This window comes from Solidesulfovibrio magneticus RS-1 (assembly GCF_000010665.1).
GTDB lineage: Bacteria > Desulfobacterota > Desulfovibrionia > Desulfovibrionales > Desulfovibrionaceae > Solidesulfovibrio > Solidesulfovibrio magneticus.
The window spans coordinates 712931-738720 of the sequence record NC_012796.1 but is presented as its reverse complement, the minus strand read 5'-3'; the positions used below and the strand labels follow the sequence as shown (position 1 = coordinate 738720).

The 25790-nt window shown below is 64.5% G+C and carries 23 protein-coding genes; 11 read left to right on the top strand and 12 right to left on the bottom strand.

The window, feature by feature from the left end:
- Positions 1 to 16 precede the first annotated feature (16 nt).
- Positions 17 to 1510 (bottom strand): PIN-like domain-containing protein, encoded by a 1494-nt coding sequence (locus DMR_RS24210; RefSeq protein ID WP_012750232.1) that lies wholly within the window; start codon positions 1508 to 1510, stop codon positions 17 to 19.
- Positions 1511 to 1621: 111 nt separating this feature from the next.
- Here DMR_RS24210 and DMR_RS03145 point away from each other — a divergent pair, with 111 nt between their 5' ends.
- Positions 1622 to 1837: a type II toxin-antitoxin system HicB family antitoxin gene (locus DMR_RS03145; protein ID WP_012750231.1), complete on the top strand. Its 216-nt coding sequence runs from the start codon at positions 1622 to 1624 to the stop codon at positions 1835 to 1837.
- Positions 1838 to 1850: 13 nt separating this feature from the next.
- Here the strand turns inward: DMR_RS03145 and DMR_RS03140 are convergent, their stop codons facing one another.
- From DMR_RS03140 to DMR_RS03130, 3 genes are all read right to left on the bottom strand, one after another.
- Positions 1851 to 2240 (bottom strand): type II toxin-antitoxin system death-on-curing family toxin, encoded by a 390-nt coding sequence (locus tag DMR_RS03140; protein ID WP_012750230.1) that lies wholly within the window; start codon positions 2238 to 2240, stop codon positions 1851 to 1853.
- A complete protein-coding gene (locus DMR_RS03135; protein ID WP_006918872.1) occupies positions 2237 to 2458 on the bottom strand; it encodes an AbrB/MazE/SpoVT family DNA-binding domain-containing protein in 222 nt (73 codons plus the stop codon). Before DMR_RS03135 ends, DMR_RS03140 begins: the two co-directional genes overlap by 4 nt.
- 235 nt (positions 2459 to 2693) lie before the next feature.
- Positions 2694 to 3107 (bottom strand): hypothetical protein, encoded by a 414-nt coding sequence (locus tag DMR_RS03130; protein WP_012750229.1) that lies wholly within the window; start codon positions 3105 to 3107, stop codon positions 2694 to 2696.
- A gap of 210 nt (positions 3108 to 3317) precedes the next feature.
- Here DMR_RS03130 and DMR_RS03125 point away from each other — a divergent pair, with 210 nt between their 5' ends.
- From DMR_RS03125 to DMR_RS03115, 3 genes are all read left to right on the top strand, one after another.
- Positions 3318 to 4595 carry a double-cubane-cluster-containing anaerobic reductase gene (locus DMR_RS03125; RefSeq protein ID WP_012750228.1) on the top strand — a complete coding sequence of 426 codons (1278 nt, stop codon included), beginning with the start codon at positions 3318 to 3320 and terminating at the stop codon, positions 4593 to 4595.
- Positions 4592 to 5350, top strand: a complete 759-nt coding sequence (locus tag DMR_RS03120; protein WP_012750227.1) for an acyl-CoA dehydratase activase — start codon at positions 4592 to 4594, stop codon at positions 5348 to 5350. The genes DMR_RS03125 and DMR_RS03120 overlap by 4 nt, the downstream gene beginning before the upstream one ends.
- Before the next feature lie 339 nt (positions 5351 to 5689).
- Positions 5690 to 7159, top strand: a complete 1470-nt coding sequence (locus tag DMR_RS03115; protein ID WP_012750226.1) for an outer membrane homotrimeric porin — start codon at positions 5690 to 5692, stop codon at positions 7157 to 7159.
- A 149-nt stretch (positions 7160 to 7308) separates the two neighbouring features.
- Here the strand turns inward: DMR_RS03115 and DMR_RS03110 are convergent, their stop codons facing one another.
- Entirely contained in the window at positions 7309 to 7656 is a 348-nt protein-coding gene (locus DMR_RS03110) for a hypothetical protein (protein ID WP_148208345.1), read from the bottom strand.
- A 550-nt stretch (positions 7657 to 8206) separates the two neighbouring features.
- Here DMR_RS03110 and DMR_RS03105 point away from each other — a divergent pair.
- From DMR_RS03105 to DMR_RS03095, 3 genes are all read left to right on the top strand, one after another.
- Positions 8207 to 8587 carry a RidA family protein gene (locus tag DMR_RS03105; RefSeq protein ID WP_012750224.1) on the top strand — a complete coding sequence of 127 codons (381 nt, stop codon included), beginning with the start codon at positions 8207 to 8209 and terminating at the stop codon, positions 8585 to 8587.
- A gap of 63 nt (positions 8588 to 8650) precedes the next feature.
- Positions 8651 to 9724 carry a TOBE domain-containing protein gene (locus DMR_RS03100; protein WP_012750223.1) on the top strand — a complete coding sequence of 358 codons (1074 nt, stop codon included), beginning with the start codon at positions 8651 to 8653 and terminating at the stop codon, positions 9722 to 9724.
- A 140-nt stretch (positions 9725 to 9864) separates the two neighbouring features.
- A complete protein-coding gene (locus tag DMR_RS03095; RefSeq protein WP_012750222.1) occupies positions 9865 to 10284 on the top strand; it encodes a universal stress protein in 420 nt (139 codons plus the stop codon).
- A gap of 82 nt (positions 10285 to 10366) precedes the next feature.
- Here the strand turns inward: DMR_RS03095 and DMR_RS03090 are convergent, their stop codons facing one another.
- From DMR_RS03090 to DMR_RS03060, 7 genes are all read right to left on the bottom strand, one after another.
- Positions 10367 to 13177 carry an autotransporter outer membrane beta-barrel domain-containing protein gene (locus DMR_RS03090; RefSeq protein ID WP_012750221.1) on the bottom strand — a complete coding sequence of 937 codons (2811 nt, stop codon included), beginning with the start codon at positions 13175 to 13177 and terminating at the stop codon, positions 10367 to 10369.
- 194 nt (positions 13178 to 13371) lie between these two features.
- The gene (locus DMR_RS03085) at positions 13372 to 14838 is read right to left on the bottom strand and encodes an ammonia-forming cytochrome c nitrite reductase subunit c552 (RefSeq protein ID WP_012750220.1); all 1467 of its coding nucleotides are present in this window, start codon (positions 14836 to 14838) and stop codon (positions 13372 to 13374) included.
- 120 nt (positions 14839 to 14958) lie between these two features.
- A complete protein-coding gene (nrfH, locus tag DMR_RS03080; RefSeq protein WP_012750219.1) occupies positions 14959 to 15420 on the bottom strand; it encodes a cytochrome c nitrite reductase small subunit in 462 nt (153 codons plus the stop codon).
- 404 nt (positions 15421 to 15824) lie between these two features.
- Positions 15825 to 16220, bottom strand: a complete 396-nt coding sequence (locus tag DMR_RS03075; RefSeq protein WP_043599948.1) for a VanZ family protein — start codon at positions 16218 to 16220, stop codon at positions 15825 to 15827.
- A gap of 102 nt (positions 16221 to 16322) precedes the next feature.
- Positions 16323 to 16859 carry a GNAT family N-acetyltransferase gene (locus tag DMR_RS03070; RefSeq protein ID WP_012750217.1) on the bottom strand — a complete coding sequence of 179 codons (537 nt, stop codon included), beginning with the start codon at positions 16857 to 16859 and terminating at the stop codon, positions 16323 to 16325.
- 131 nt (positions 16860 to 16990) lie between these two features.
- The gene (locus DMR_RS03065) at positions 16991 to 17848 is read right to left on the bottom strand and encodes a zinc metalloprotease HtpX (protein ID WP_012750216.1); all 858 of its coding nucleotides are present in this window, start codon (positions 17846 to 17848) and stop codon (positions 16991 to 16993) included.
- A 735-nt stretch (positions 17849 to 18583) separates the two neighbouring features.
- Positions 18584 to 20491: a right-handed parallel beta-helix repeat-containing protein gene (locus tag DMR_RS03060; RefSeq protein WP_052278943.1), complete on the bottom strand. Its 1908-nt coding sequence runs from the start codon at positions 20489 to 20491 to the stop codon at positions 18584 to 18586.
- Positions 20492 to 20663: 172 nt separating this feature from the next.
- Between DMR_RS03060 and DMR_RS03055 the strand changes: the two genes are divergently transcribed.
- The 4 genes from DMR_RS03055 to DMR_RS03040 all read left to right on the top strand — a co-directional run bounded on the left by DMR_RS03055 (position 20664) and on the right by DMR_RS03040 (position 25717).
- Positions 20664 to 21653, top strand: coding sequence for a 2-hydroxyacid dehydrogenase (locus DMR_RS03055; protein WP_012750214.1), 990 nt, complete (start codon positions 20664 to 20666; stop codon positions 21651 to 21653).
- 70 nt (positions 21654 to 21723) lie between these two features.
- On the top strand, positions 21724 to 22176 hold the full coding sequence (locus tag DMR_RS03050; protein ID WP_012750213.1) for a CBS domain-containing protein: 453 nt from the start codon (positions 21724 to 21726) through the stop codon (positions 22174 to 22176).
- A gap of 18 nt (positions 22177 to 22194) precedes the next feature.
- The gene (locus tag DMR_RS03045; RefSeq protein ID WP_012750212.1) at positions 22195 to 23532 is read left to right on the top strand and encodes an SLC13 family permease; all 1338 of its coding nucleotides are present in this window, start codon (positions 22195 to 22197) and stop codon (positions 23530 to 23532) included.
- Positions 23533 to 23542: 10 nt separating this feature from the next.
- Positions 23543 to 25717, top strand: coding sequence for a hypothetical protein (locus DMR_RS03040; protein ID WP_043599945.1), 2175 nt, complete (start codon positions 23543 to 23545; stop codon positions 25715 to 25717).
- Positions 25718 to 25790 lie beyond the last annotated feature (73 nt).

The window sequence follows — 25790 nt, the reverse complement described above, 5'->3', positions numbered from 1 at the left end:
GCCGGCAAAAGGTACTTTACGGACAAACGCTGATTATTTCTTTAAATTCACCACCCACAAACACCCCAACAACCACAGCCCTAGGCTTATATTTTAATACAAAAGACTTTAAACTCTGATCAACCATTTTACGCCAACTAAAGCTGCTCGCCTCATAAATGACTTCAGAAGGCACTAATAAAATTACTGCAAAATCATCAACCACACCACCTGTGGCAGCTGAATACCTAGACAGCCAATAACCATCAACAACCTTTTTGAACCAGTTTTTCTCAGCCGAAACATCCTTAATAACAAGCCCCAAACGAGCGTTACCCGTCACTCCAATAAAGTCAAAACAATCAACCCCTCCTAAACAATACTCACAGTTAAATTTATACACAACAAAATCCAAAATCTTTCCTAAATTTTTGACATTGCCTTCTACAATTCCATAATAATTACCGGACGAACTACTACTGGCCGCAGACTCTCTGCGAGCAACGCCTTCAAGATGCTCCATAAAAGTCTTATAGCTATCAGCAACATTTTTGTCTTCAAGCACATCAAAACACACATTAACATGGCGAGGCTCATCGCCCAGCAGATCACTACCTCCACTAGCTAGTTCCTTAACCTGATCGATTGTCTCTTTTGTCACCTCTGTCGCTCTTAAATATCTTTCTGCATACTCCAAAAACTGATCAGAGCTATACATCCAAAAAACATCAACCTTTCCAATCCGAAAAATTTCCTCTACTAGCAACGGGTGAGGTCCTAGGGTCTTCCCTTCAACCTTAAACCACCAATCCTCTTTTCGGTCTCCTGTAACAAAAACAACTTTTTTATTTCCACTATTCAACACATGATCAATGACCTGCTTCCAGATAATAAAATCGCCGTACTTCTGAGGATATACGACTCCTCCCCAAAATACGGAACCATCCTTTTTGCTATCTCGGAAACCCGGAGGAATTGAGTTTACGTATCTCTCATCAGCACCAACCAACATTTTATCCAATTTATCTTGATTTTCAACAGCCGAACCAATCCTGCCCTCAAATAAATCGTATATTTTATTTGCAATGTCATCATCAAGACTAACCAAAGGTACTTTTTTATATACCAACTCAACAGCTTCAGACAAACTCAAATGAGAATCCCTCACAGCTTTCAGACGTTCTTGAACATCTTCAAGCCCTACAGCCCTCTTCTCGAGCTCTATGCTCTCAACTTCATCGCTTAACTCTTTTGCAGTATTCTGTATCTTATCAAGCAAAGACTTTATATTCTTTTCAGATTGCAATACTCTTTTAAATCTATTCTGTTGGAACTCCAATCCGACGAAAAATGGAATCCATATTCTATCCTGTATTTTTCTTAATACAGATTCAAAAACATCGCGGACAGCATCAGGATAACTATACATATCAAGAAGGACATTGGTATCAAAGACAAACAACCCGTCTTTCCATAATGATTCAAAGTCTTCCTCAGACGGCAAATAGTACCCAGGGAACATTTTTTTCATAATTTTCAATCCTCGATATTTTTCTTTCCACTAATACAATAAACCTTTACACGTCAACGAATATACACTTCACTCGCCCCTCCCAAACGCCCAGACAACCCCATTAATACCATGAAATACAAGGACTTCATTGGCGAATTCGAATATGACGCCGAAGCCAAGTTCTTCCACGGCCGCGTGGTCAACATCCGCGACACCGTGACCTTCGAAGGCGCGTCGGCCAGTGAACTCGAACAGGCGCTCACCGATTCCGTGGAGGATTATCTAGAATTTTGCCGCGACCTCGGCCGCGAACCGGACAAGCCGTTTTCCGGCAAATTCAATTAGACCCCGCCGGCCCTCACTCCACCTCCACCCCATGCTCCCGCAGCCAATCCGCGAATCCGGCTTCGTCGAGTTCGCCGGCGGCCAGGGACAGCACCGCCGCCACCACCTCGGCTTCGGTGGCCGTCAATTCCCAGCCGTTGATCTCTAAAAACACGAAGGCGGTCAAAAATCCGGTGCGCTTGTTGCCGTCGATAAAGGGATGGTTGCGGATAAGCCCAAACGCGTAGGCCGCCGCCAGGGCGCAGGCGTCCGGCGCGCCGTAGCCGGCCAGATGCCGGGGGCGGGCCAGGGCCGAGGACAGCAACCCCCGGTCGCGCACGCCCGCGCCGCCGCCGTGGGCGGCCAGCTGCTCGCCGTGCACGGCCACCACCACCGCCTCGGACACCCACTTCCAGTCCGTCACTTGGCCAGCTCCCGCAGCGCGTTGCGATAGCGCGCCATGCCCTTGCGCGCCGCCGCCATCTGTTCCTCGAAAGCCGGATCGTAGGGCGTGACCGCATAGCCCTCGGGCGTCTCGGTCAGATACACGCTGTCGCCCTTTTGCACCTTCAGCCGGGCCACCGCTTCCTTGGGCAGGATGATCCCGGTGGAATTGCCGATCTGCGTCACCGTCGCGCGCATGGTCCCCTCCTTGACGAGTATGAACAAATGTTAGAACGGCGGCACACCCCGGTCAAGTATCGCCCCGCCCCACGCCAAAAAAGCCGCGACCGGCCCCGCCTTCCCCGTGCCCAGGGAGCGCGGAACCGCTCGCGGCTCCAAAATTCACCCCACCCTTGGCGGGGTCCGGGGGGATCATCCCCCCGGCGGGGTTCGGGGCAGCGCCCCGATTATCCTCGTCGTTCTCCCTCTCCCCCTACGGCGACGACGACGTGCCGCGATAGGTCGGGGACTTCTCGATGAGGTCGGCCAGCAGCAGCACCATGGACAGGTCGCGCTTGTTGTCCGCCGTCACGGCCGAGAGCACGTAATCCTTGAGCGACGCGCCCGTGGCCGGCAAATCCTCGCCGCCGCCCTGGCGGGACGTGTGCACGGATTCCATAAACGACAACAGCAGATACGGCCAGACGTCGTCATAGTAGAGATGGTAGTCGAGTATCTCCTTGATCTTCATGATCGCGTAAACAATGTTGTCCGTCTCGCGGTAGTCCCGTGTCCAGAGGTCCCGGTCGCTGATGTGCGGTCGCTTGGGAGACAACGCGGTGTCGAGCGTTTCCCGATGCGGCCGGACTACTTGGCGACGGGGTTCGAATTGCAGTATTCGAGCCATACGCCTCCCTCCCTGGGGCGATGTCGTCCGGCGTTCCTGCCGGACCCTCGCGTGGTAACCTCCTTTTCGGCCGGTCTCGGAATTCCTTTAGCGTCTCCACGGATAGTTTGTTCCAATCGCATCCTCGCAAACTTATTAAAAGAAACAATTTCACCGCCCGCTTTTCCTTGAGTATGGCATACGCTTCAACCCCTTATCCCGGAGGATGCCATGAGCGACGCGGCCCACAAGGCCATGTGGGAAAAACTCGACCTCGACATCGAGGCCCACGACGGATTGCTGGCGGTTTTGGGCAAATTCTATGGCGACATCTACCTGTCCCAGGAAGGACGCCTCAAGGGCGCTGAATACCTCGATTTCGTCCTGTCCGAAGTCCATGGGCTGCGCATCAAGGAAATCCAGGACGCCAAGGCCGCCGGCAAGAAAGTTGTCGGCACGTTTTGCGTGTTCGTGCCCGAGGAGCTGACCCTGGCCGCCGGCGCGGTCCAGGTCGGGCTGTGCGCCGGGGCCAAGGCCGGCACGGAGCTGGCCGAAACGCTCGTGCCGCGCGGCACCTGCGACCTCATCAAATCCTTTGTCGGCTTCAAGCTGGCCCGGCTGTGCCCCTACACCGAATCCTGCGACCTCATCGTGGGCGAGACCACCTGCGACGGCAAGAAAAAGGCCTACGAGGCGTTTTCCCAGCTCGCCAACATGCACATCATGGAAGTGCCCCAGTGCAAGGCCCCGTGCGATATGACGCTATTTCGCTCGGAACTCGTGCGCTACAAGGAGGCGCTGGAGACGCTCACCGGCAACGCCATCACCGCCGCCGCCCTGGCCGAGGCCACCAAGGTCGTCAACGCCAAGCGCCGGGCCTTGCAGCGCCTCTCCGCCCTGCGCGCCGCCGATCCGGCCCCCATTTCCGGCCGCGACGCCCTGCTGATCAACCAGATAAGCTTCTACGACGATCCGGTGCGGTTCACGGCCAAGATCAACGAACTGTGCGACGAGATCGAGGCCCGGGTCGCCGCCGGCCAGGGCGTGGCCCCCAAAAAGACGCCGCGCCTGCTGCTGGCCGGCTGTCCAATGGCCGTGCCCAACTGGAAGCTGCCCTATCTCATCGAAAGCTCGGGCGCGGTCATCGTGGGCGAGGAGTCCTGCATCGGCGAGCGCAACACCCGCGACCTCACCGACGAGACCCCGGCCGACCTGGACGGCATGCTCGACGCCCTGGCCGCGCGCTACATGCAAATAGACTGCGCCTGTTTTACCCCCAACGACGAGCGCCTGGACAACATCGCCGCCCTGGCCAAGCGCCTAAACGCCGACGGCGTCGTCCACTACGGCCTGCTCTTCTGCCAGCCCTACGCCCACGAGGCCATGAAGGTGGGCAAGGCCATGACGGCCGCCGGCATCCCCTATCTGGCCATCGAGACGGACTACGGCATGGAAGACGCCGGCCAGCTCAAGACCCGGGTCGAGGCTTTCGTGGAGACCCTGGCGTGAGCGAGGTCGCGGGCCTGGACGTCGGCTCGCGGGCCATCAAACTGGTGGTGCGGCGGGAGGGGGAAACCATCCTCTCCCGCCGCCTGCCCACCACCTTCGACCCTGCCGGCCAGCTGCGGCAACTCTTTGCGGACGGTGTGCCCAAGCGTCTGGCCGTCACCGGCTACGGCCGGGAGCTGGCCCGGGAGCTGTACCCAACGGCCCGCGCCGTCACCGAGATCAAGGCCCACGCGCTGGGGGGCGCAAGCCTTTTTCCCCAGGCCGCGACCCTGCTCGACATCGGCGGCCAGGACACCAAGGCCATCGCGCTTCTGCCCGGCGGCCGGGTCGGCCGCTTCGAAATGAACGACCGCTGCGCCGCCGGCACGGGCAAGTTCCTGGAGTACGTGGCCACGGCCTTTGGCCTGTCGGTTGCCGCCTTTGCCGCCCTGGCCCTTACCGGCGACGATCCGCCGCTGATCAGTTCCATGTGCACGGTCTTTGCCGAGACCGAGGCCACCACCCTCATGGCCCGGGGCGTGTCCCAGGCCAACATCGCCCTTGGGCTGCACAAGGCCGTGGCCGGCCGCACCCTGGCCATGCTCGGCCGGGTGGGGCTGACCCCGCCCGTGGTCTTTGTCGGCGGCGTGGCCCAAAATCCCTGCCTCGTGCGGCTGGTGGCCGAGGCCGTGGGCTTTGATGTGCTCGTGCCCGAAGCCCCGGACATGACCGGCGCTTTGGGCGCGGCCCTGTGGCTGGCCGCCGAGACGCCTTAAGCGGCGTTGCCTTTCCTGGTCGCTTCGCCCCCCTCCGGGGGCTCTCTCCAAACGCCCTTGTCCAGCGCCCCCAAAAAGCGCATGTTTCCCTTCGCTGGCGACACGCAACGAACCTGCCTGTTCCTCTCTCCCGCGCGCGTGCTTCGGACGCGGCCTGGAGGGACTGACGCCGGTCGGACCAGGTAGTTTCCATGAACAATAATTTATAATTTGTAACTTGTTTTCTGACCAGCCTCGGCGTAGCCGTTTTCACGTGAACTTCCGGCACGCCACCGGAAGCCTGGGGCGCGACGATGGCTGTTTGCTCGAACCCCTTTGTTTGATTGGAGGAAGGAAATCATGAAGACGATGAAAAGCCTAGCCCTGGCCGCCGCCCTGCTCATGGGCGCGACGACCCTGGCCCATGCCGCCACGGAAGTGAAGATGACCGGCGACGCCCGCGTCTACGGCAACTTCTTCGAGGGCCGCAACTTCACCGGCTGGAACAAGACCGGCACCAAGACCGAGGACAACTTCGAAATCTGGGAGCGCTTCCGCCTGCGCTCGGACTTCATCGCCAACGAAGGCGTGAAGTTCCGTCTGGGCATCAAGGTGGAAGACACCTGGGGCCACGGCACCTTTACCGCCGCCAACCCCGAAACCGCCGTTCAGGTCGATCTGGCCTACCTGCAGTTCAAGTACCCGGGCACCGACATCGAAATCACCGCCGGTCTCCAGGACGTGAACCTGCCGCAGTCCAGCATGTTCTACATGAGCCCGGTGTGGTCCGACAAAATGGCCGCCCTGACCATCAAGGCGCCGCTTATTGAAAACACCCTGTCGGTGCTGACCGGTTTTGGCCGCCTCATCGACACCAACCGCACCTACGACACCACCACCACCCAGGTGGCCGACGAGCTCGACGCCTACTTCCTGGCCCTGCCCGTCACCATCGAAGGCTTCAAGGCCACGCCTTGGGGCATGGTTTCGGTGGCCGGCCGCAACACCGACTACGCCTACAAGGACACCACCGACGTGGCCGAGTGGGGCAACAACTTCAACAACACCCTGATGTCGGCCGCCAGCGCCGCCAACCGGACCAGCGCCACGGGCCTGGGCCGTTGGAAGAACGACCAGAACCCCTACTACTGGGTCGGCGGCGCGTTTGAAGTGACCGCCCTGGATCCGGTCAAGTTCTACGCCGACGTGATCTACGGGGCCGGCGCCGCCGGCGACACCAAGGCCGCCAAGCGCGAAGGCTGGATGGTCGACGCCGGCGCGGAATACACCGGCTTCGACATGGTCACGCCCCAGGTGTTCGCCTTCTGGTCCACGGGCGAAGACAAGTCCACGAGCAACGGTTCCGAGCGCATGCCCTACATGCGGTCCTACTGGGGTCCGGGCAACAGCTTCCTGTTCGACAACAGCCAGGAGCTGGGCAAGGGTTCCAACATGTACGTGTCGCCCGTGGGCAACTACGGCATCGGCGCGTCGCTCAACAAGATGACCTTCATCGAGAACCTGACCCACCGCCTGACCTTCGTCTACCTGCGCGGCAACAACTCGGCCCGGGCCATCCGTTACGCCCGGACCTACCTCAGCAACAGCTACTTCTCCATGGGCCACGACCTGACCACCAACGAGTACCTCATGGGCCTGAACTTCGACACGAAGTACATGATCTATGAAAACCTCGCCGCGGTCCTGGAAACCGGCTGGGCCCACGGCCAGTTCCAGGAAAGCGTCTGGGGCCACCGCATGGTGAGCCAGGCCGACAGCCTCGGCAACAACGCCTGGAAAGTGGCCTTCGGCCTGACCTACAAGTTCTAGCGGACGATAAGCCATCGGCGCGCAAGGGGGGAGTCTTCGGGCTCCCCCCTTTTGCTTGGCAGGCTCCCAGGGCTGCGCGCGGCAACAAAAAAGGCGGCCCGGCCCAAGCCGAACCGCCCTTGGCGGGCCAAGGCCTCACGGCCGGGCAGCTATTCGAACTCGATTTCCAGGTTGTCCTCGCAGAAATCAAACTTGGTGGCCTTGGCCTCGGAACCGTCGGCGTACACCACCTTGATCCACTGTTCGCAATCCTGGTTGTTGGTGTGCTTGGCCCAGACCAGCTTGGCGGTGCGCCCGGGCTCGATCATCGTGCCGATGTCAAACGATCCCCAGCTGCCGCCGGCTTCGCGCACGAGCACCTTGGTGATGCCGACATCGGACTTGTTGTGGACCTTAAACGAGTAGTCGCCTGCCACGGCGCTGCCGGCTTGGGAGAAGACGGCCAAAGCCGCGACGCCGAGCACAACGAAGAACGCCTGTTTCCACCATGCAACCATGCCGACTCCTTTTCCTGTTGCTTTGCCAAGACGCTTCGCGGCAGACGAAACGCCCAAAACCACACTACATCAATAGTGAATATTGGGCATTCCCTGGCTCACGTCAAGACGTGATGGCAAAGCAACATCGCGCCTTTCCTGACAGTTGCGAAATGTTGCATCGCAAAACAATGGCGAGTTCGCTACAATTTTTCAAAGCAACTACACAAGCGCCTGTAAGCCGTTGCGCCCCAGCGCGACCTCTCGCACTCCTTTGCACGCCAGTGCGGCCCTTTTACGCCCCAGCGAGACCACTGGCGACCCCTTCGCCCTCGCCGGCGTCGCCAGTTGCGGCAGACGCCGCGTCGTCGGCGTCCTGGCCGGCTCTCCGATCTCAATGCGCCACGTACAGCCGCCGCTTGCGCCCCTCGCGCCACTTGCCGCCATTTGACGGCACTTCGGCCACTTGCGGCCACTTGCGGTTGACGCCGCGCCGTCGGCGTCGCACACTGCCCCCCGGCGGCAGCCGCCTGCCAGCCACCGCCGCAACAGCAACGCAAAGGAGGCCGTCATGGCCAAACAGATCGTCGTCGCCGAAGGCTCCTCGCCGCCCATCGGCCCCTATTCCCTGGGCGTGTGGGCCGGGGATCTCCTTTTTGTGTCCGGCCAGACCCCCATCGACCCGGCCACCGGAACCGTGGCCTCGGACAACGTCGTCGAGCAGGCCCACCAGACCATCAAAAACGTGCGCGCCATCCTCGAAGCCGCCGGGCTGACTCTGGACAACGTGGTCAAGGCCACGGTCTTCATCAAGAACATGAACGACTTCGCCGCCATAAACGACGTCTACGCCAGCTATTTCCAAAAACCCTACCCGGCCCGTTCCTGCGTGGAAGTGGCCCGGCTGCCCCGGGACGTGCTGGTGGAGATCGAGGTGGTGGCCTCGCGCTAAGCCTTGACTTTGCGGGCCTGCCCGTGGATTTTTAAAGTTTGCGTGCATTCGCGGGGAGGTTTGATGAACGAGCCTAAAAACGCCGAGACCGGCGGCAAGCGGTTCCGGGCGGCCCGCATCTTTTCGGTGCCTGACGACGTCAAATTTTTAGACACCCTGGAGCTGACGCGACTGTCGGAAGCCTTCTCGGCCTGGACCGCCCGGGCCGGACGGCCCGACGTGGCCGTGTCGCGCAACCGGGTGCGCCTGATTTTTCTCATGCTGCGCCACACCGGGGCGCGCCTGGGCGAGGTGCTGGCCATAAACGACCGCACCGACGTCAACCTGGAGAGCCTGTCGGTGATGCTGGGCGGCGGCGAGGACGGCCCGGGCCGCGAGGTCCAGATTCCGGCCGAACTAGGCGAGGCCCTGGCCGCCGTTTTTGACAACCCGGCCTACGCCGGCCTGCGCGGCACGCTGTTTCGCCTGGACCAGGGCCATGTGCGCCGCAAGTTCTACGAGCGGGCCGAGGAATGCGGCTTCACCAAGGAGCTCGTCAATCCGAGCACCATCCGCCGGTCGCGGGCCGTGGAGCTCTTGCGCGACGACGTGCCACTGCCCGTGGTCCAACGCATCCTGGGGCATTCCACGGCCGACCTCACGGCCGCCTTTCTCCATCTGCCCGAGGACCAGCGGCGCAAGGTCGAACGGCAGGTGCTCACCCGGGAAACCCGGCGCACCAGCGCCCGAAACGCCTTCTTCGGCCGGGTGGCCCACATCCAGCGCGGCGACATCCAGTCCATCGTCACCGTCGAGAGCCTGGGCGGCCATGCCGTCAATTCCATCATCACCAACGAAAGCCTTAAAAACCTCGGCATCACCGAAGGCAGCTTCGTCACGGCCGAGATCAAGGCCCCGTGGGTGGTGCTGGAGGCCTGCACGGACATGCCCCGATCCACGGCCGGCAACCGGTTCCAGGGCGAGGTGGAGCTTTTGCGCCTGGGCGAGCTGACCAGCGAAGCCATCGTGGCCCTGTCCGACGGCACGCGCCTGTGCGCCGTGGTCACCACCCAAAGCGCCCGGGATCTGGAACTGCACGAAGGGCAAAAAGTCTGGGCCCTTTTCACCGCTTTTGCCGTGGTGCTCCACATGGAGTAAGACGGCATGAAAACACGCCGGCAGCAGTGTTTTCACACGACAACGCCACGGCGGCGGGATATGCCTCGCATAGGTTTGGTTCGCGTCGGAGCATGGGTTAAGCTGGCCCCGGCCAAGGGCCGCGCCCGGGAGGGGAAGCCATGAAGACGAGCATCGTGTGCCTGGACGGCTCCCAGCCGTCGTTTCGCGCCCTGGATCGGGCCCTGGACCGGGTCGGCTGTGTGCCCATGGACATCCTGGCCGTGTGCGTGGTGGAAGCGCTGTCGTTTTTCGACTGCGACGCCACGGACTGCGAAACCGCCTTTGCCGCCCACCTGCGCGAACCCAAGGCCATCCTGGCCGAGGCCGAGGAAATCGCCCGGCTGCGCGGGGTGACCATCCGCACCCGCTGGGCGCCGGGCCGGCCGGCCGAGACCGTGGCCCGCATCGCCCGCGAGGAAGGAGCCGACGCCATCTACCTCGGCTCCCGGGGCAAGGACGACGTGGAAAACCTGCTCCTGGGCAGCGTGTCCATGCGCCTGGTCCAGATTGCCCCATGCACGGTGGTGGTGGTGCGCTAAGGTCGCGCACGAAAAGCCCACGGGCTTTTCGCGGGCAACAGCCGCGATTCCGTATCTTCCAAGACGCGCCAGGCCCGGCGGATCAAAAGCCCAGCCGCAGCCCCAGGGACAGGCCGTAGCTTGAGCGCGTGCCGCCGGCCGTGCCGTCGAACCGGGCCGCCACGGCCGCGCCGCCCGCGCCCCAAAGCCTGAGCCCGGCCCCGAACCGGGCCTGATCCCGGTCCACGGTCCCGCCCGAGGCGGCAAAGGGCGCGTCCGGCGCGCCGGCCAGGGCCGCCGTCACCGATGGGGCCGGATCGCCGTATTCGTGCTTCCAGCCACCGAAAACCTCCGGCGTCAGCCGCCAGGCCCCGAATGCAAACGTCTTCTCCAGACGCAGCCCGGCTACCGAGGTCAGCGACAGGCTGGTGTCGGCGGCCACCAGCAGGTTGGCCGCGCCGGCCCCGCTCTCCGTGACCGCATCCCGGTGCAGGGACACGAGCTGGCCGACGGCAAAAGGTTCGGCGGCAAAGCCGTTGCCAAAATCGAAGCGCCGCGCCGCCCGGACAAATCCCAGCCATTCGCCCATGGTCCCCGTGCTCTCGGCCACACTGTCCCAGACCGGCCGGCTGTTGCGCGCCGTGTGCCAGCCGTAGGCGGCCAGGGCATCCAAAGTCCAGGGGCCGGCGTCCACGGCGGCATAGGCCCCGGCCCGCCAGACCTGATCGTCGCCGCGGCCCCGGCCGGTGAAATAGTCGGCCCCGGTCCAGGCGTAGCCGCCCACAAGCCCCAGACGCAGCCCGGGCAGCGCCCGAATCCCCAGCCCGCCCATGGCCCCGGCCAAATTGCTGGCATAGCCCGGGGCGTCGCCGCTGGAAACGCCCTGCCCTTGGCCGCCGTAGAGCGTAGCAAACGCTTCCAGCGGCCCCTCGGCCGTTGTGTCGTCCAACCCCAGGCCGTCGTCTGCCGGGGCGGCCCCGGGCACAGCGGCGCGCCAGGGCTCGGCCAGGGCGGCCGGCTGCCCGGACACGGCCAGCCGGCCCAGGGCCTCCAGATCGCCCAAGCCCGCGCCATGGCCGTAAAATCCGGGCGCGGCCAGACCTGCCGCGCCGCTGCCCCCCCGCAACCCGGCCAGGCGTTCAGCAAAGGCGGCGGTAAAGGCCGACGCGCCGTCCACGGCCAAGGCCATGGACCGGGTCTGGGGGCCGGGCAACAGCCGCGAGCCTGCCCCGGCCGCGTCCGGGCTGTGGTCGAGAAACCCGATAAGCCCTTCCATACCCGGCCGGACCGTGGCGGCGGCGGCGTCCAGGGCCGCGCCCAGGGACGGGCTGGTGAGGCTTCGCGCATACCAGCCCGGGTCGCGCCAACCCGTGACCGAAAGACCGGCAGCGTCCGTGGCAGCGGTGAAACGCACCATGGGCAGGTTGCTCGTTACCGTCAGGCCGCTGTCGGCCAAGTTGACCAAACCGCCCGAAACAATGGCGTAGCGCTGGCCGGTGGCCACATAGCCTGACGGGTCAAAGGTCAGGGCCAGGGAGGTCTGCGGCCCAAGGCTCACGGACTCGACATTTTGCACCGGCGGGGCCGAGGTCCCCTGGGGAGCCAGGGCAAAGGCCAGGCTGGACGGGCCAGTGGCGACCAAACTGTCCTGGCCGCCGCCGAGGTCCACCCGGCCGGACACCGTCCCCCCGCGCAGTTCCAGCCGGTCGGCTCCGTCGCCGGTGACCACAGCCGCCTGGCCGCCGGTGATCGTGCCGGAGTTGACGACGACCGTGTCGCCGGCCAGGGCCATGACCGCCGTGCCCGGCGAATCGATATTGCCGGCATTATAGAGCGTGTTGGTGCGGCCGTAGGGTTCGGCCAGGGAGCCGGGCGCCGCCTCGCGTCCCAGAAACAGCACGGCCACGTCGGCCGTGCCGTCAAGACCGTACTTGGCCGCCGTGGTCCCGGTGATGGTTCCGGCGTTGGACACGGTGTAGCCCGGCGAGGAGATAAGCAGCCCCTGGCCGCCGGAGACCGTGGCCCCGGCCTCGATGACGACGCTGTCGCCGCGCGGCTGGAACTGCCGGCCGGCCCACAGGGTGTCGAGAGCGCCGGTGACCCGGAAATCGCCTGAGCCGCTGCCACTGGTGTAGAGGTAGGACCCCAGGGAATAGACGGCGTAGACCGTCCAGCGCGAGCCGCCAGGGACGATGAATTCCGACAGCCCCCGGATGTCGGCCAGGGTCGGTCCCAGGCCCCAGCGGTAGGTGTAGCCGAGCTGGGTCCAGGGGAAGTTGCTCGATCCGTAGGCGGCGGCCTCCCAGGAGTGGTAGTAGGCCACGAAATTCCCGTAGGCCGCGTCGGACATGCCGGCCGGTCGGACAAAGGCGGCGGCGCTGCCCAGGGACGTGGGCTGGCCGGCCACAGACGGGTCCTTGGTCGGCCGCTGGATGGTGTTGACGTCGGGGCTGACGAGCAGCTCCACCACGGCGTCGTTGCTGTTTGTTTGCGACATGCCAAGGACGCGGGAGGTTTCGAGCTTGACGTCGGCAAAGGTCACGCCCTGGCTGGTCAGATACGACTTGAGTTCGCCGCCCACGGTCACCCAGGAAGCGCTGGAAGCGGGCTGGCCGTACACGGTCATGGACAGGCCGGGATAGGCGCTGGTGTAATAGGAGGATTTGGTGAAGGTGGCGGCCACCACCTTGCCGTCCACATAGGCGTTGCCGTCGCCCGAACCCGGGCCGGCGATGACCTTCAAGTTGGAGACGCTCCAGGGGCCGGGGTCGGCGGCATGGGCCTTGGCTTCGCGCACGGCCGCGTCGTAGGCGGCGGCGCTGTCGTCGGCCCGGGCCGGGCGGCCAAGGGCGGCCAGACACAGGAGCAAGACCAGGACCGTAACGGGGCGCAACACGGTTCGCGGCGTTGTCATGGGCCACTCCTTGCCATTTCGAGGGGATACCGATGGCGATAGGGCAAGGGCAGCCCGGGGTCAAGGCGAGGGGCGCCGCCGGGGGCAAGCCTTGCCCGCTTGCCCTCGCCGGCCGTGCCGCTGTCCCGTCCGACGCGAAAACGCCCGCCCCGGAAGCTCCGGAGCGGGCGTCTGGCTTGTCGGGACCTGACGAATTAGAAGCGATCCTGGACGCCCATGGGGTCCTTGAACTCCTGGTCGGCGGGCGCGCCGAGCTTCTTGGCGCCGCGGCCTTCCAGGTACTTGGCCAGTTCAAGATCGACCTTGATGGGCACGTCCACGCCGGCCTTGGTCAGCACCTGGCGCAGGTAGGCCTCGGCCTTGACGGCAAAGGCCACGGAGTCGCCAAGCACGCGCAGGGCTTCGGTGGGGTTGTGGAAGCCCATGGAGTTTTCCGCGCCGATGTACAGCGACCGGTAGAAGGCTTCCTCGTAGAAGTCCTTGGCCTGGTCGTAAAGGGCCTGATCGATGGCCTTGCCCTGCTCCTTGGCCTTGTGCACGGCCTCGAAGAGCTTGGCCGTGGTGGCCGTGGCGTTGCCGGCCCGGATCTGCAGCGAGGCGGTGCGGTCCTGGATGGTGATGACCTGCTGCTTGAGCCAGTCCGGGCTTTCGGTGTGGCACTGGATGCAGGCCTTCATGTCGTTTTTGAGCGGGCTGGTCACCCGGTGGTCGGACACCTTGCGCACGCCCACCTTGGTGTAGGGCATGTGGCAGTCGGCACAGGCCGCGCCGGCCTTCCAGTGCACGCTGTTGTTGGAATAGAATTCAAACTCGGGATGGCGCATGAAGGCCATCTTGAAGCCGGTGACGGTCTGCTTCCATTCCTTGACCGAGTCGTCGCTCTTGATCTTCTTGATGACGTCCTCGACGGTGATGGCGCCCCACTTGCCGTACTGCCAGGGGAAGAACACGCCCACGGACTGCATTTCCTTGTCCTTGGGGATGTTGTACGTCACGTGGCACTGAGCGCAAACCACGGAGCGCATTTCCTGGCGGGTGAGCTTTTTCCAGTCCACGCCCATGCCTTCCAAGGCCGGCGTCAGGCTGAAGCCGCGCGAGACGGTGAGCGACATGTCCTTGTTATTGTGGCAGTCGATACAAGCCACGCCCAGGGTGCGGAACTGCTCGGGAATCTTGTTGAGCACGTCCTTGAAGGGCAGCTTGTAGTAATCGACGCCCATTTCCTTGACCAGAAGCGGCGCATAGGGGCTTTTGCAGGTCAGGCAGACGCCGCCGGCCTTGAGCCGGGTCGAGTCGATTTCCAGCTGGTCGCGCACCATGTAGGCATGGCCGCGCGGCTCGTTGTATTCCACGCCGAAACCCCAGCCGTTAAAGAGCAAGGCCATGTAGGGAAACTCGGCCAGTTTGTCGTAGGTGATGCGATCGGCGTCAAAACCGCGTTTGTATTTGCTCTTGCCGGCAGGGGTGGGCTGCTCGGTCATCTTCCAAGTTTCGTACTCTTCCGGATAGGCTTTGCCCCATACGGCCGGATCGATCTCGCCGTCGGGGATGACCACGGTCTTGACCGGCTCGGGCTTGGGCGGCGAGCAGGCGTAGGGGACGAAGAGAAAGGCGGCCAGCGCCGCGCCCATGGCCAATTTGTACAACAGTTTGCCCCGCATATGCGCTTCCCTCTTTTTGGTGGACTCGGTTGTTGTTGGCATTGTCCCGGCAAGGGATAGGCGTCTTGCCGCGACGGTCCGCCGTCATGCCGTATTCGCCTGCGCCGTTTGAACGCGCGCTTAGCGCGTAAACGGCACGCCCACATGCCGGTGCATGGTCCGGCGGTGGCAGTCCCAGCACCAGCGCTTCTGGTCGATCATTTCCACGGCCGTTTCGTGGCAGCGGATGCAGTTGGCCTGCACCACTTCCTTGCCGTGGGCCGAGATCCGGATGTCGTCGGGCACCCGGCCGGAATGGAAGACGACCACGTCCTTCATTCCGTCGATGCTTTTCCACAGATAGTGGCTGGCCGTGTTGTCGTTGGGCAGATGGCAGTCCACGCAACGGATGCGTTTGTGCGCTCCGTGGTGGAACCAGGCCTCGTACTGCGACTCCATGACGTGGCAGGAAGCGCAAAAGTCGGGCGTTTCGGACTTGGCCAAGAGCCCCGGCGGGCCAAGGGCCAGGAACAGTCCCACGCCAACGACCACAAGCCCCGCCACGACAAGGAGCCGCACGCCCCCTTTGCCGGCATGTCCCATGGTCCCCTCTCCTGATAAAAGGTTTGGGATACCCTACCGCGACCAGGGGATTATGACAATGCGAAGGGTGCAAAAACATGGAACATTCATAAAACTAATCGAAGCCATCAGGAAGCCGGCATGGCGGCAAAAACGTCGGGCCGGGCGAGCGGCGCGGGAAGGCGAGGGATTGCGGGCGAGCAAGTGTGCGGGGCAGGAGACGGACTCACGAAAAACGGCAAATAGCGGGGAAGACGACGCCAATGACGGGACTGGGGCCGGCCATCAGGCGGCAGGAGCCTGGGAAATACAACAGGGACGTGCGCCCCGTTACCTCGTTGGGGGGGGCTGGGGGCCTCAGGCCCCCAGCGGAGAGGTCCAGGAGAGGCAGAGCCTCTCCTGGCCGCCGGAGGCATCTTCCCTTCTTACATCCGCTCAACATCCCCGCCAAGGCCTTTGCAGCCACGGCAGCGGGCCATGAGGGTTTCGGCCAGCCAGATGCCGATAAAGACGCCCACGGCGTTGGCCACGGCGTCCATCATGCTGGAGGCCCGGCCGGGCACGAAGGACTGGCCCCATTCGAGGAGAGCGCCCAGGGGAATCATCAGGTAGGCGGCGTTTCGGGCCGTCCCGCCCCGGGCGAAGGCGAAAAGGGGCAAGAAGCCGAGCCAGCCGTAGCCGATGAGGTGGTAGACCTTGTCGGCGTTCCAGAATTTGACCGGCAGTTCGATGGCCGGCAGCAGGGAGAGGTAGCACACCGAGGCCACGGAAAAAAGCCACACGGCCATGGCGGTGCGCTGAAAAGCCTTGGATTCGAGCATGGAGACCCCTTGCCGGCGGCGGTAAATGGAGGCGAGCCGGTCCGGCGACGGGGGGAAATTACTGCGGGGGCGGGGAAATAGCCAGCCCAATAGCAAGGCCCGTCATGCCCCGTCCCCATGGGGCGTGGCCGACAAAGCTGGCGCATCCAACCGCCTGACCATTTCATGCCAGGACATACCGCCGTGATCCGAGGCCGATGGTTTGTCGTATTGGAATCCGAATTTCGCGTAGAGACCCACGTGGCGTTCCTTGCACATGAGATGAATGGTCGCCTTGCCCATCCGCGCCATGCGCTCCACAAATTCCTCCATCATCAGCCTCGCGTATCCCCTGCCCTGCATGGCGGGATCGATCACCACCGACAGGATCACCACGTTAGGCGCGTCCGGATCGTGGCCGACGAGTTCCTTGAACGCCTCGTCGGACATGACCACTTTCCGGGCGCAGCCGCTGTTGATGAAGCCGGCGACCTGTCCGTCGATCTCCATGACGACAAAGCCCTCAGGGTAGAGGTCGATGCGCAGGGCGATCTTTTCCAGGGTGGCGGCTTCCGCCCCTTCGTAAGCGGATTGCTCTATCTCGTGGCAGCGCGCCGCATCACGGCTATCAGCTGCGCGAAAACAAGGCTTTCTGGACATCTTCCTCTCGCGTCTCAAGAATGCTCGGCCGCCCCAAACGTTGAAAAACGCCCAGGCCGTTGCGGCGGTGCAATTGCAAACGGGGCGCGTCGCCGCGCCCCGTTCGTTTGCCGTTGGGTCGAAGAAAAAACCTAGCGCCCGGCCATGTCGCGCAGCCGGCGAATGCGGTCCTCGGTGGGCGGGTGGGTGGAAAAAAGCGAAGCCATGGACATGCCGGCAAAGGGATTGACGATGAACATGTTTTCCGTGGCCGGATTGGCGTTCATGGGAATCTGGCGGGAATAGGCGTCGAGCTTGCCCAGGGCCCCGGCCAGGGCCAGGGGCGTGCCGGAGAGCTGCGCGCCGGTGGCGTCGGCCAGGTATTCCCGGGAGCGGGAAATGGCCATCTGAATAAGCGAGGCCGCGATGGGGGCCAAGATCGCCATGAGCAGGCTGCCGACCACCCCGGAGCCGCCGCCTTCTTCATCATCACTGCTGCGGCCAAGGCCAAAAATAGCGCCCCATTGCAGCATGTTGGCCATCATGACGATGGCCCCACCGAGCACGGCGGCGATGGACTGCACGAGGATGTCGCGGTTTTTGATGTGGCCCAGCTCATGGGCGATGACGCCGCGCAGCTCCTCGGGCGAGAGCAGGCGCAGGATGCCTTCGGTGACGGCCACCACGCCGTGGGCGGGATCGCGGCCCGTGGCAAAGGCGTTGGGGGCCTCCTGGGCGATGATCATCACCCGGGGCTTGGGGATGCCGCCGTTTCGGGCCAGCTCCTCGACCATGGCGTGCAGACCCGGGGCGTCGGCCGGGGACAGTTCGCGCGCGCCGTACATGGCCAGCACGATCTTGTCGGAAAACCAGTAGCTGCCGACGTTCATGACCAGGGCCATGCCAAAGGCGATGACCAGGCCGGTGCGGCCTCCCATGGCCTGGCCGACGATGAGAATGAGCGCGGTAAGCAGTCCAAGCAGCAAGGCGGTCTTGATCTGGCTCGTCATGATGCGGCGATCCTCCAAGGATAAAAATAAGACCTCGCCCGGTCCGTCGGGGCCAGGCGAGGTCGCTAGTGGTCTTGTTCGTATATTGCCGAAACCAGTTTCCCAATCGTCGCGGCATCGGATTTTTTCGGCTATTGCGGCCGATCCGTGCCCGAAGCACCCGGCGGGAAGGCGGTTCCCCCCGCCCGGCGGGATCCGGAGAGAACCTCCGGTCCCCGACTTCGCGGCGAGTCATCTCGCCGGGAGTGGGTTCATGATGGTTTGGCGCGACGCTCGCGCAAATCTTCTTTGCGTGTTTCCGAAATTCCAGGACCTTTTCCCCAATGCGGCGGCCTCCTCCCCCGAGGGGGCTACCTGCCGCTGGCGGGGTCACGTAGCGATCGGGCAAATCCTTTCGCTTTCCGGCCCTCAGGCAGCCGGGCCGACAGGGCGACTCCATTCGCCGGATATGTTCACTTCTGGCCCATCGGAGTCAACCTCCATCTTGCGCTTTCGCGCGTTGTCACGTTCTTGTCATTCCCGGGAAGCCAGCGGGGTCTGTGCGGCCATTCTCGTCCGCCGCGACGCCGACTATCCATCAACGCAATCGGAGCTGTCCTTTGCATTCTGGCGGTCCGGTTTGCTGCCCGTTCCCGCCTTCCTACTGGGGCGACTCGACTCGCCGGGTATGGGATACGGCATTCGTGACGGGGCTTCCTCCTGCTAGGGATTGACCTCTTTCGAGGTTGCCGTTGATCATACAGTTAAGCCTTCCGTCGCCGTTGTAAAGTGAATTTTTGATGAAATCGTCACCCGGGGATCATTTCCCCACAAACTGACCCGTTGCCCGTCCGCGCCCGTCAGATCGGCCGGCAGGACCACCTGGGCCGCCTTGCGCCGCCAAGGTCCCGGGATGGTGAGAAAAAGCCGCGTGCCCTCGGTCCGGCCGGCGACCTCCACGACCTCCCCCCGGCGGTCGCGCACCAGCGCCTGACAGGTCCCGGCGGCCAGGGGCCGGGAACAGTGGACCACCAGCCGGCCGGCCTCGAAAGACAGATCCACGGGCCGGGGGGCCTCGTCATAGCCCGGGGCCGGGTTGGCCGGCATACAGAAGACAAAAGGCGGACACGGGGCCGGCGCGCCGGCCGGCTGGGCCGCGCCGGCCACGGCCAGGGCCGGGCTTTGCCAGTCGTAGTCCCCGGCCCAGTCGGTCCCGGCGGCAAGGCGCACGGGCACGGCCGGCAGGGACGGCCCGGAAAGCCGCAGATCGCCGGCAAAGGGGGCGCGAAAATGCAGCGCAGGCTCCACGCGGCCGTCCGCCTCGAACCCGGCCGGAGCGAACCCCGCCGGCCAGGGACGGTTGGTCAGGTCGCCGTCAAAGACGATACGGTCGCCGGCCGGATCGTCCAGAAACTCGGACGAAGCCACGAACGACGGCCCGGGTTCGGCCAGCGGCGGCACGCAGCCGAAACTTTCGGGATCGGCGGTCAGGGGCGACGGGGCGCACGGGTCGGGGCACGAGGCCGGAAACGGGCACGGCGGGTCGGGATCGTAACCGCGAAGATCGGCCGGGGTGCAAAAGAGCACCACGTTGTCGACATGGCGCAGGTTCCTGGTGCGGCCTTCCTTGATGAGGTTGGCCCGCAGGAAATAGGTGTTAAACGCGGCCAGCACCGGCCGGTCCGGCATCCCGCCCTCGACGTCGTACTTGTAGACCGCGCCGCCGGTGTTGTCGCCCTCGGGCAGGCCCGGCTTGTCGTTGAAATAGCCGGTGTTGCCGCAGTAGTACCAGAAGCCGCCGGCCACGTTGTCCATGGAAAACCAGGCGTGGGCATTGACGATGCGGTTTCCCCGGACATACCAGTTGACGGCCGTGCGTTCGGGTTCCACCGGATTGTCGCGCAGCCGATGGAAGCGGTTGCCGGTGATCTCCACATTGTGGTTGAGCCGGTTGCCCTTGCTGGCGCTGGCCTTGAGACGCAGGCCGTTGAAGGCTGTGCACAGGGTGTTCTCGCGAAAAACCAGGCTCCCGGAGATGTCCACCGAGCCGAAAAAGCCGCCGTTGTAGTAGTAATAGCCGGTCTCGTCCTCGCGTTTGACCGCTTCCCAGGTGATGTCGCGCCACAGCGCCCCGGTGGGGTCCTGCCGCCAGCGGCAGCCTTCGATAAGGATGTGGTGGCTGCGCTCGCCCCGGGCAAAGACCACGTAGCGGCCGTCGAAAACCCGGACGTTGCGCACGGTAACGTAGCGGCTGTGTTCCATGAACAGAAAACACGGCCAGCAGCCGGCCACGTCGAAGTTCTCGAACACCACCCACTGGCTGTCAAAGAGCTTGAAAAAGGCGAACTGGTCGGCCGTGGGCAACCGGGCGTCGGCGATTTCGGCCTTGCCCTCGCCGTAAAAAGCCGTGGTCGGTCCAAAGCCCCGGATGGTCAGCGGCGCATCCTCGCTGCCGGCAAAGCCCCGTATTTCCACCGGGAAGGCCTCGCCCAGGGCCCGATTGCCCGGGTCGATCCGGGTGGGCGGAAAAAAAGCTCCGGGCAACAGCTGCACCACATCCCCGGGCCGGGCCGCGGCCACGGCGTCAGCCAGGGTCAGGGTGTCGCGCAGCTCACCGTCGTAGAAACGCCGGTCGCCCCGGCAGGTGGCGTAGATGGTGGTCATGGGGCACTCCTTGGATTGTCCATATAGGCAAACAAATGACACGTTCCCGCCCAACCGACAAGCCCCTTGCCCGACCGCGACACGTTACGACAAGCCCCGCGTTGACAAGGCCGGAAGCATCAGCAAACTTTCCCCGAACATCCCGCGCCCGGCCGCGCCCAAGGAGTTCGCCATGACCAAGCCCCTGCCCCATGTCGTCGTCACCCGGGCCATTCCCGAGGCCGGGCTGGCCCTTTTGCGCGAGCGCGCCACCGTCTGGGTCAACCCCGAGGACCGGCCCTTGACCCGCGACGAACTGCTGGCCCAGGCCAAGGACGCCGACGGCGTCATCGGGCTTTTGACCGACCGCATCGACGCCGGCTTTTTCGACGCCTGCCCCAAGCTTCGGGGCTACGCCAACTACGCCGTGGGCTACGACAACATCGACGTGCCCGAGGCCACCCGCCGGGGCCTGCCCGTGTCCAACACCCCGGACGTGCTGACCCAGGCCACGGCCGAGCTGGCCTTTGCCCTGATCCTGGCCACGGCCCGCCACATCGTGGCCTCGGACGCGGTGCTGCGTTCGGGCCAGTGGTCGGGCTGGGGGCCGCTGCAATTCATCGGCACGCAGCTGGCCGGCAAGACCCTTGGCATTTACGGCCCGGGGCGCATCGGTCTGGCCGTGGCCCGGTTGTCGCGCGGGTTTGACATGAAGATCATCACCTGCGGCGGGCGCAAACCCAACCCGGCGCTGGTGGCCGAATTCGGGGCCGCCTCCCTGCCCTTCGAGGCGTTTCTGGCTGCCGCCGACGTCGTGAGCATCACCGCGCCCCTGACCGACACCACCCGCCACGCCTTCAATGCCGCCGCTTTTGCCCGCATGAAGCCCACCGCCCTCCTGGTCAACACCGGACGCGGCCCCATCATCGACGAGGCCGCCCTGGTCGTGGCCCTGCGGGAAGGCCGCATCGCCGGGGCGGGCCTGGACGTCTACGAATTCGAACCGCGCCTGGCCGAAGGGCTGGCCGCGCTGCCAAACGTCGTCATCACGCCGCATATCGGCTCGGCAACCACGGAAGCCCGCGAGGGCATGGCCGTGCTGGCCGCCCAAAATCTCATCGCCATGCTGGAAGGAACCACGCCGCCCACCTGCCTCAACCCCGAAGTTCTGGCCCGGCCTTGACAATTTTCGCTAATCGGGAGCATCCCCCAAGGCTGTCCGGGCCGTTTCGGCCGGACACCAAGGAGCCGCCATGCGTCTGCGCGAACTGATGCGAACCAACCTCTCCCGGGCACGCCGCGACACCCCCTTTGGCGACCTGGTCGCCGCCCATCGCCGTCGCGATTCCCGGCTCGTGTATGTTGTGGACGAAGCCGACCGGCTGCTTGGCGTGGTCAGCTGCTACGACCTGCTGCGGGCCGCTCTGCCCTTTTACGTGGATTCGGGGTTGGCCCGGGCCCTGCCCGAGGACGCCGCCGTGCTGCGCGACGGCTTTGCCGCCGCCTGCCGCGACAAGACCGCCGGCGACGTCATGACCGCCGAGGTCGTCACCGTGTCCCCGGACGACACGGTGTTCGCTGCCGAGGCCTATTTCGCCGAAGGCCGCCACAACGTCCTGCCCGTGGTCGACGCGATGGGCCGGGTGGTGGGCGAAGTCACCCGGCGCACCATTCTCGTGGTCCTGGCCGGTTCCTGCGGCCTGTAGCATCCCGGAGGCCCGCCCATGTTCTGGATCGCCACCGCCATCTTCGTCGGCGCGTATGCCGTCATCGTCTCGGAAAAGATCAACAAGACCAAGGTGGCGCTTTTCGGCGCGGCGCTCACCCTGGCGACCAAGGTGCTCACCCAGCACGACGCCCTCCACGACGCCGACCTCGGCGTCGACTGGAACGTCATTTTCCTGCTCATCTCCATGATGATCATGGTCAACATCATGACCAAGACGGGCGTGTTCCAGTATGTGGCCGTGCGCGCCGCCAAAATCGCCCGGGGCGAGCCCTTTGCCATCATGGCCATCCTGGCCGTGGTCACGGCCCTGGCCTCGGCTTTCCTCGACAACGTCACCACCGTGCTGCTCCTGGCCCCGGTGACGCTGCTGGTGGCCAAGGAATTGGAAATCGACCCCGTGCCCTTTCTCATCACCGAGGCCCTGGCCTCCAACATCGGCGGCACGGCCACGCTCATTGGCGACCCGCCCAACATCATGATCGCCTCCAAGGCCGGCCTGGACTTCATGGACTTCATCGTCCACCTCACCCCGGCCATCATCATCGTCATGGCCGCCTGGATGTTCGTCTGGAAACTTGTCTTCGGCCAACGCCTGCATGTGGGCGCGGCCCAGAAAGCCCGCATCCTGGCCATGGACGAGGGCGCGCTCATTCGTGACCCGGCCCTTCTCAAGAAATCCGGCCTGATCCTTGGGCTGACCATCTTGGGCTTCACCCTCCACGGCTTTCTCGGCTTCGAGCCGGCCACCATCGCCCTGCTCGGGGCCTCGACGTTGCTGCTCATTTCCGGCGAGGACCCGCAAAAGGTCTTCGAGGACGTGGAGTGGCCCACCATTTTCTTCTTCATTGGCCTTTTCATCATCATCGGCGGCACGGTGAAAGCCGGGCTCATCGAGGTGTTTTCCCAGAAGGTCATTGCGCTCACCCACCCCACCAAGGACTCCATGTTTGTGCTGTCCATGGTCATGGTCTGGTTTTCCGGCATCGCCTCGGCCATCGTGGACAATATCCCGTTTGTGGCCACCATGAATCCGCTTCTGGCCGAGCTGGCCGAGAAGGTCCTCGGCCCGGAAACAGGCCTCACCGGTCCGGCGCTTTACACCCACCCCACCATGCTGCCGGTCTGGTGGGCCCTGGCCCTGGGAGCTTGCCTTGGCGGCAACGGCACGGCCATCGGGGCCTCGGCCAACGTCATCGTGGTCGGGCTGTCGGAAAAGGCCGGCCACAAGATCACCTTCGCCCGCTTCCTCAAGTACGGCGCGCCGGTGACGCTGGGGACCATCGCCATCTCCATGGGCTACATCTACTTGCGCTACTACGTCCTTGGCTGGTAGCCGGCAGGCCATGAACAACGCCATGCGGCCCCCCGGCCGTTTTTTGGCCGGGCTGGCCCTGTGCGCCCTGGCCGTCCTGGCCTTCTGGGACGTGCCGCGAAGCGGCCCCACGGCCAGCGACGACCTGACCTACGAGCGTGCCGTGCTCGACGGCCGCATCGGGGTATTCAGCGCCGAACTAGCCGCCGGCTCGGGCCGATTCCACCACTATCTCCACGTGGGCCTGACGAGCCTTGCCTACCGCATGGACAGCCCGGCCCTGCGCCGGTCCGTGGCCCTGGCCGGGTTCCTGGGCGTCATCATTGCCCTGGCCGCCCTGGCCGCCCGGCTGTCGCGCCGCCCGGAGCTGGGCCTTCTCGTCGCGACTTTGGCCCTTGGCCTGTATCAGGACAACTGGCACCACAACATCCTGACGGCCTATCCCTTGGTCTTTGATTCCGGGATGCTCTGCCTGCTTTTGGCCGGCTACGCCCTGGCCCGCCGGGCCGAGACCGGCCGGACGGGCTGGCTCGTGGTGGCCAACCTCGCTCTTTTTCTGGCTTTTTGCCATTTCGAGGCCTTTGTCGCCTACGTCCCGATCCTGGCCGGCCTGGTCTGGCTGACCGCCCGGGGCGGCGCGCGGGAGCGCTTGCGCGCCATGCTCCCGGCCTTTGCCGTGCTGCCGGCCTACGCCGCCGTCTACCTCGGCTACCGCCTGGCCCACCCCAGTCAGTACGCCGGCAACGCCCTGGACCTCACCAGCCCGGCGGCCATCCTCAAGACGGCCTGGGCCTACAGCCGCCCGGCCCTGCCCCTGGGCGGATTTGCCTTCAACCTCGAATACGTCAACCGCTTCCCGCAGTTTGCCAAGGCCTATGTCCTGTCCTTTGGCCAGTACCTGTCGGAGCTGGCCGCCAACCTGTCCCTGCTCGCCCCGGCCTGGGTGGCCCTGGGCCTTTTGGCCGGCGGGCTGACCTATCATTGCCTGGACCGGGCCGTCCGGGCGCGCGTGCCCTGGCTCACCTGGCTTCTGTGCGCCTTTGCCGTGGTCTGCCCCAATGCGCTCATTGCCCTGTCGCCCAAATATCAGGAACCGGCCGCCTCGGGTCTGGCCTGGTACGTCACCACCACCTTTTCCTTTTACGCCGTGGCCGTGCTCCTGGCCCTTGGCGGCTTGGCCCTGGCCGGGCGTTTGCCAGCCGGGCCAAGGCGCGTTCTGGCCGCCGGGCTAGGGCTGGTCGTCGGGCTTGCCGCCCTGGTTAACGCCTCGGTCAACGCCTCAGTGCGCGACTCCAAGATCGCGGCCGGCGCGCGCTGGCGGGTGGCCGCCCTGGCCTGCCAAAGCCGGCTCATCGCCGGCCTGCCCGAGGGCGCGCGCCTTGTCGCCCCGGACCTGTTTACCGCCGTCAACACCGAACTGGTCGGCCCGGACTACTGGCCGGCCTATTTCCGCGCCCACGCCGGCCGGGGGCTGACCGTGGCATCGGGGCTGGGCGGGGCCGACCCGGAACAAACGCCCGTCTATGTGCTGCGCCGCCTGTCCGGCCTGCTGGACCGGGATACGGCCCTGGTTCTGGCCCGGGTGACCGGCCTGGGTCCAGCCCCGGCCGATCCGTACGCCGCCGCCCCGGACGCGCCCGCCCTCCTGGCCGGCCAGGCCGTGGTGGCTATGGACGCGGCCAACCGCTTTTATGACCTCGTCTTCCGCGACGCCTCGGGCTGGCGGATCGCGCCGCTTACGGTCGGCGGCGGCCCGTTCTCACGCACCGACATCAAAGGCGACGGCCTTTTGCCGGCCTCCATGGCCAGACTTGCGGCCCATAGCCTCGCCACGGGCGAGGCCGCGCCGGTGGTCCTGCGGTTTGGCCCGGGATTTTCCGCGCCCGAGCGGTCCGTCACCGGCGACGTGGTCTGGGCCGGCGACACGGCCGAACTGGCCCTGGTCAACAACACGTCGGCCGTGTTCCGTGTGACGCTCGCCGCCACAGCGGCGGCCCCCGCGCCGGTCACGGTGGCCTTGGGCGGCGCGCTTATGCCAGACGGCGCGACCATTGAGTGCTCCGCCCTGGTCACGCCCCTGTCTTTGTCCCTTACCTTGCCGCCGGGCCGCCACGTGCTGATCCTTCGCGCCCTGCCGCCGACCGGAGCTAAAAAACGTTTGGGCCTCATCGACGCCCGATGCGTCCCGCAAGCTCCCGCGCCCTGACTCCATTATTGCTGGATCAGTTTCCTGCCGTTCCACCAAAGCGTGATCGGCCGCCACCAGAGAAAGAAAATAC

Bases quoted from the DNA above. Each gene is read 5' to 3' on its own strand.
- DMR_RS24210 (WP_012750232.1), bottom strand. From the start codon at position 1,510: ATGAAAAAAATGTTCCCTGGGTACTATTTGCCGTCTGAGGAAGACTTT.
- DMR_RS03145 (WP_012750231.1), top strand. From the start codon at position 1,622: ATGAAATACAAGGACTTCATTGGCGAATTCGAATATGACGCCGAAGCC.
- DMR_RS03135 (WP_006918872.1), bottom strand. From the start codon at position 2,458: ATGCGCGCGACGGTGACGCAGATCGGCAATTCCACCGGGATCATCCTG.
- DMR_RS03130 (WP_012750229.1), bottom strand. From the start codon at position 3,107: ATGGCTCGAATACTGCAATTCGAACCCCGTCGCCAAGTAGTCCGGCCG.
- DMR_RS03125 (WP_012750228.1), top strand. From the start codon at position 3,318: ATGAGCGACGCGGCCCACAAGGCCATGTGGGAAAAACTCGACCTCGAC.
- DMR_RS03115 (WP_012750226.1), top strand. From the start codon at position 5,690: ATGAAGACGATGAAAAGCCTAGCCCTGGCCGCCGCCCTGCTCATGGGC.
- DMR_RS03110 (WP_148208345.1), bottom strand. From the start codon at position 7,656: ATGGTTGCATGGTGGAAACAGGCGTTCTTCGTTGTGCTCGGCGTCGCG.
- DMR_RS03105 (WP_012750224.1), top strand. From the start codon at position 8,207: ATGGCCAAACAGATCGTCGTCGCCGAAGGCTCCTCGCCGCCCATCGGC.
- DMR_RS03100 (WP_012750223.1), top strand. From the start codon at position 8,651: ATGAACGAGCCTAAAAACGCCGAGACCGGCGGCAAGCGGTTCCGGGCG.
- DMR_RS03095 (WP_012750222.1), top strand. From the start codon at position 9,865: ATGAAGACGAGCATCGTGTGCCTGGACGGCTCCCAGCCGTCGTTTCGC.
- DMR_RS03090 (WP_012750221.1), bottom strand. From the start codon at position 13,177: ATGACAACGCCGCGAACCGTGTTGCGCCCCGTTACGGTCCTGGTCTTG.
- DMR_RS03085 (WP_012750220.1), bottom strand. From the start codon at position 14,838: ATGCGGGGCAAACTGTTGTACAAATTGGCCATGGGCGCGGCGCTGGCC.
- nrfH (WP_012750219.1), bottom strand. From the start codon at position 15,420: ATGGGACATGCCGGCAAAGGGGGCGTGCGGCTCCTTGTCGTGGCGGGG.
- DMR_RS03075 (WP_043599948.1), bottom strand. From the start codon at position 16,220: ATGCTCGAATCCAAGGCTTTTCAGCGCACCGCCATGGCCGTGTGGCTT.
- DMR_RS03070 (WP_012750217.1), bottom strand. From the start codon at position 16,859: ATGTCCAGAAAGCCTTGTTTTCGCGCAGCTGATAGCCGTGATGCGGCG.
- DMR_RS03065 (WP_012750216.1), bottom strand. From the start codon at position 17,848: ATGACGAGCCAGATCAAGACCGCCTTGCTGCTTGGACTGCTTACCGCG.
- DMR_RS03060 (WP_052278943.1), bottom strand. From the start codon at position 20,491: ATGACCACCATCTACGCCACCTGCCGGGGCGACCGGCGTTTCTACGAC.
- DMR_RS03055 (WP_012750214.1), top strand. From the start codon at position 20,664: ATGACCAAGCCCCTGCCCCATGTCGTCGTCACCCGGGCCATTCCCGAG.
- DMR_RS03050 (WP_012750213.1), top strand. From the start codon at position 21,724: ATGCGTCTGCGCGAACTGATGCGAACCAACCTCTCCCGGGCACGCCGC.
- DMR_RS03045 (WP_012750212.1), top strand. From the start codon at position 22,195: ATGTTCTGGATCGCCACCGCCATCTTCGTCGGCGCGTATGCCGTCATC.
- DMR_RS03040 (WP_043599945.1), top strand. From the start codon at position 23,543: ATGAACAACGCCATGCGGCCCCCCGGCCGTTTTTTGGCCGGGCTGGCC.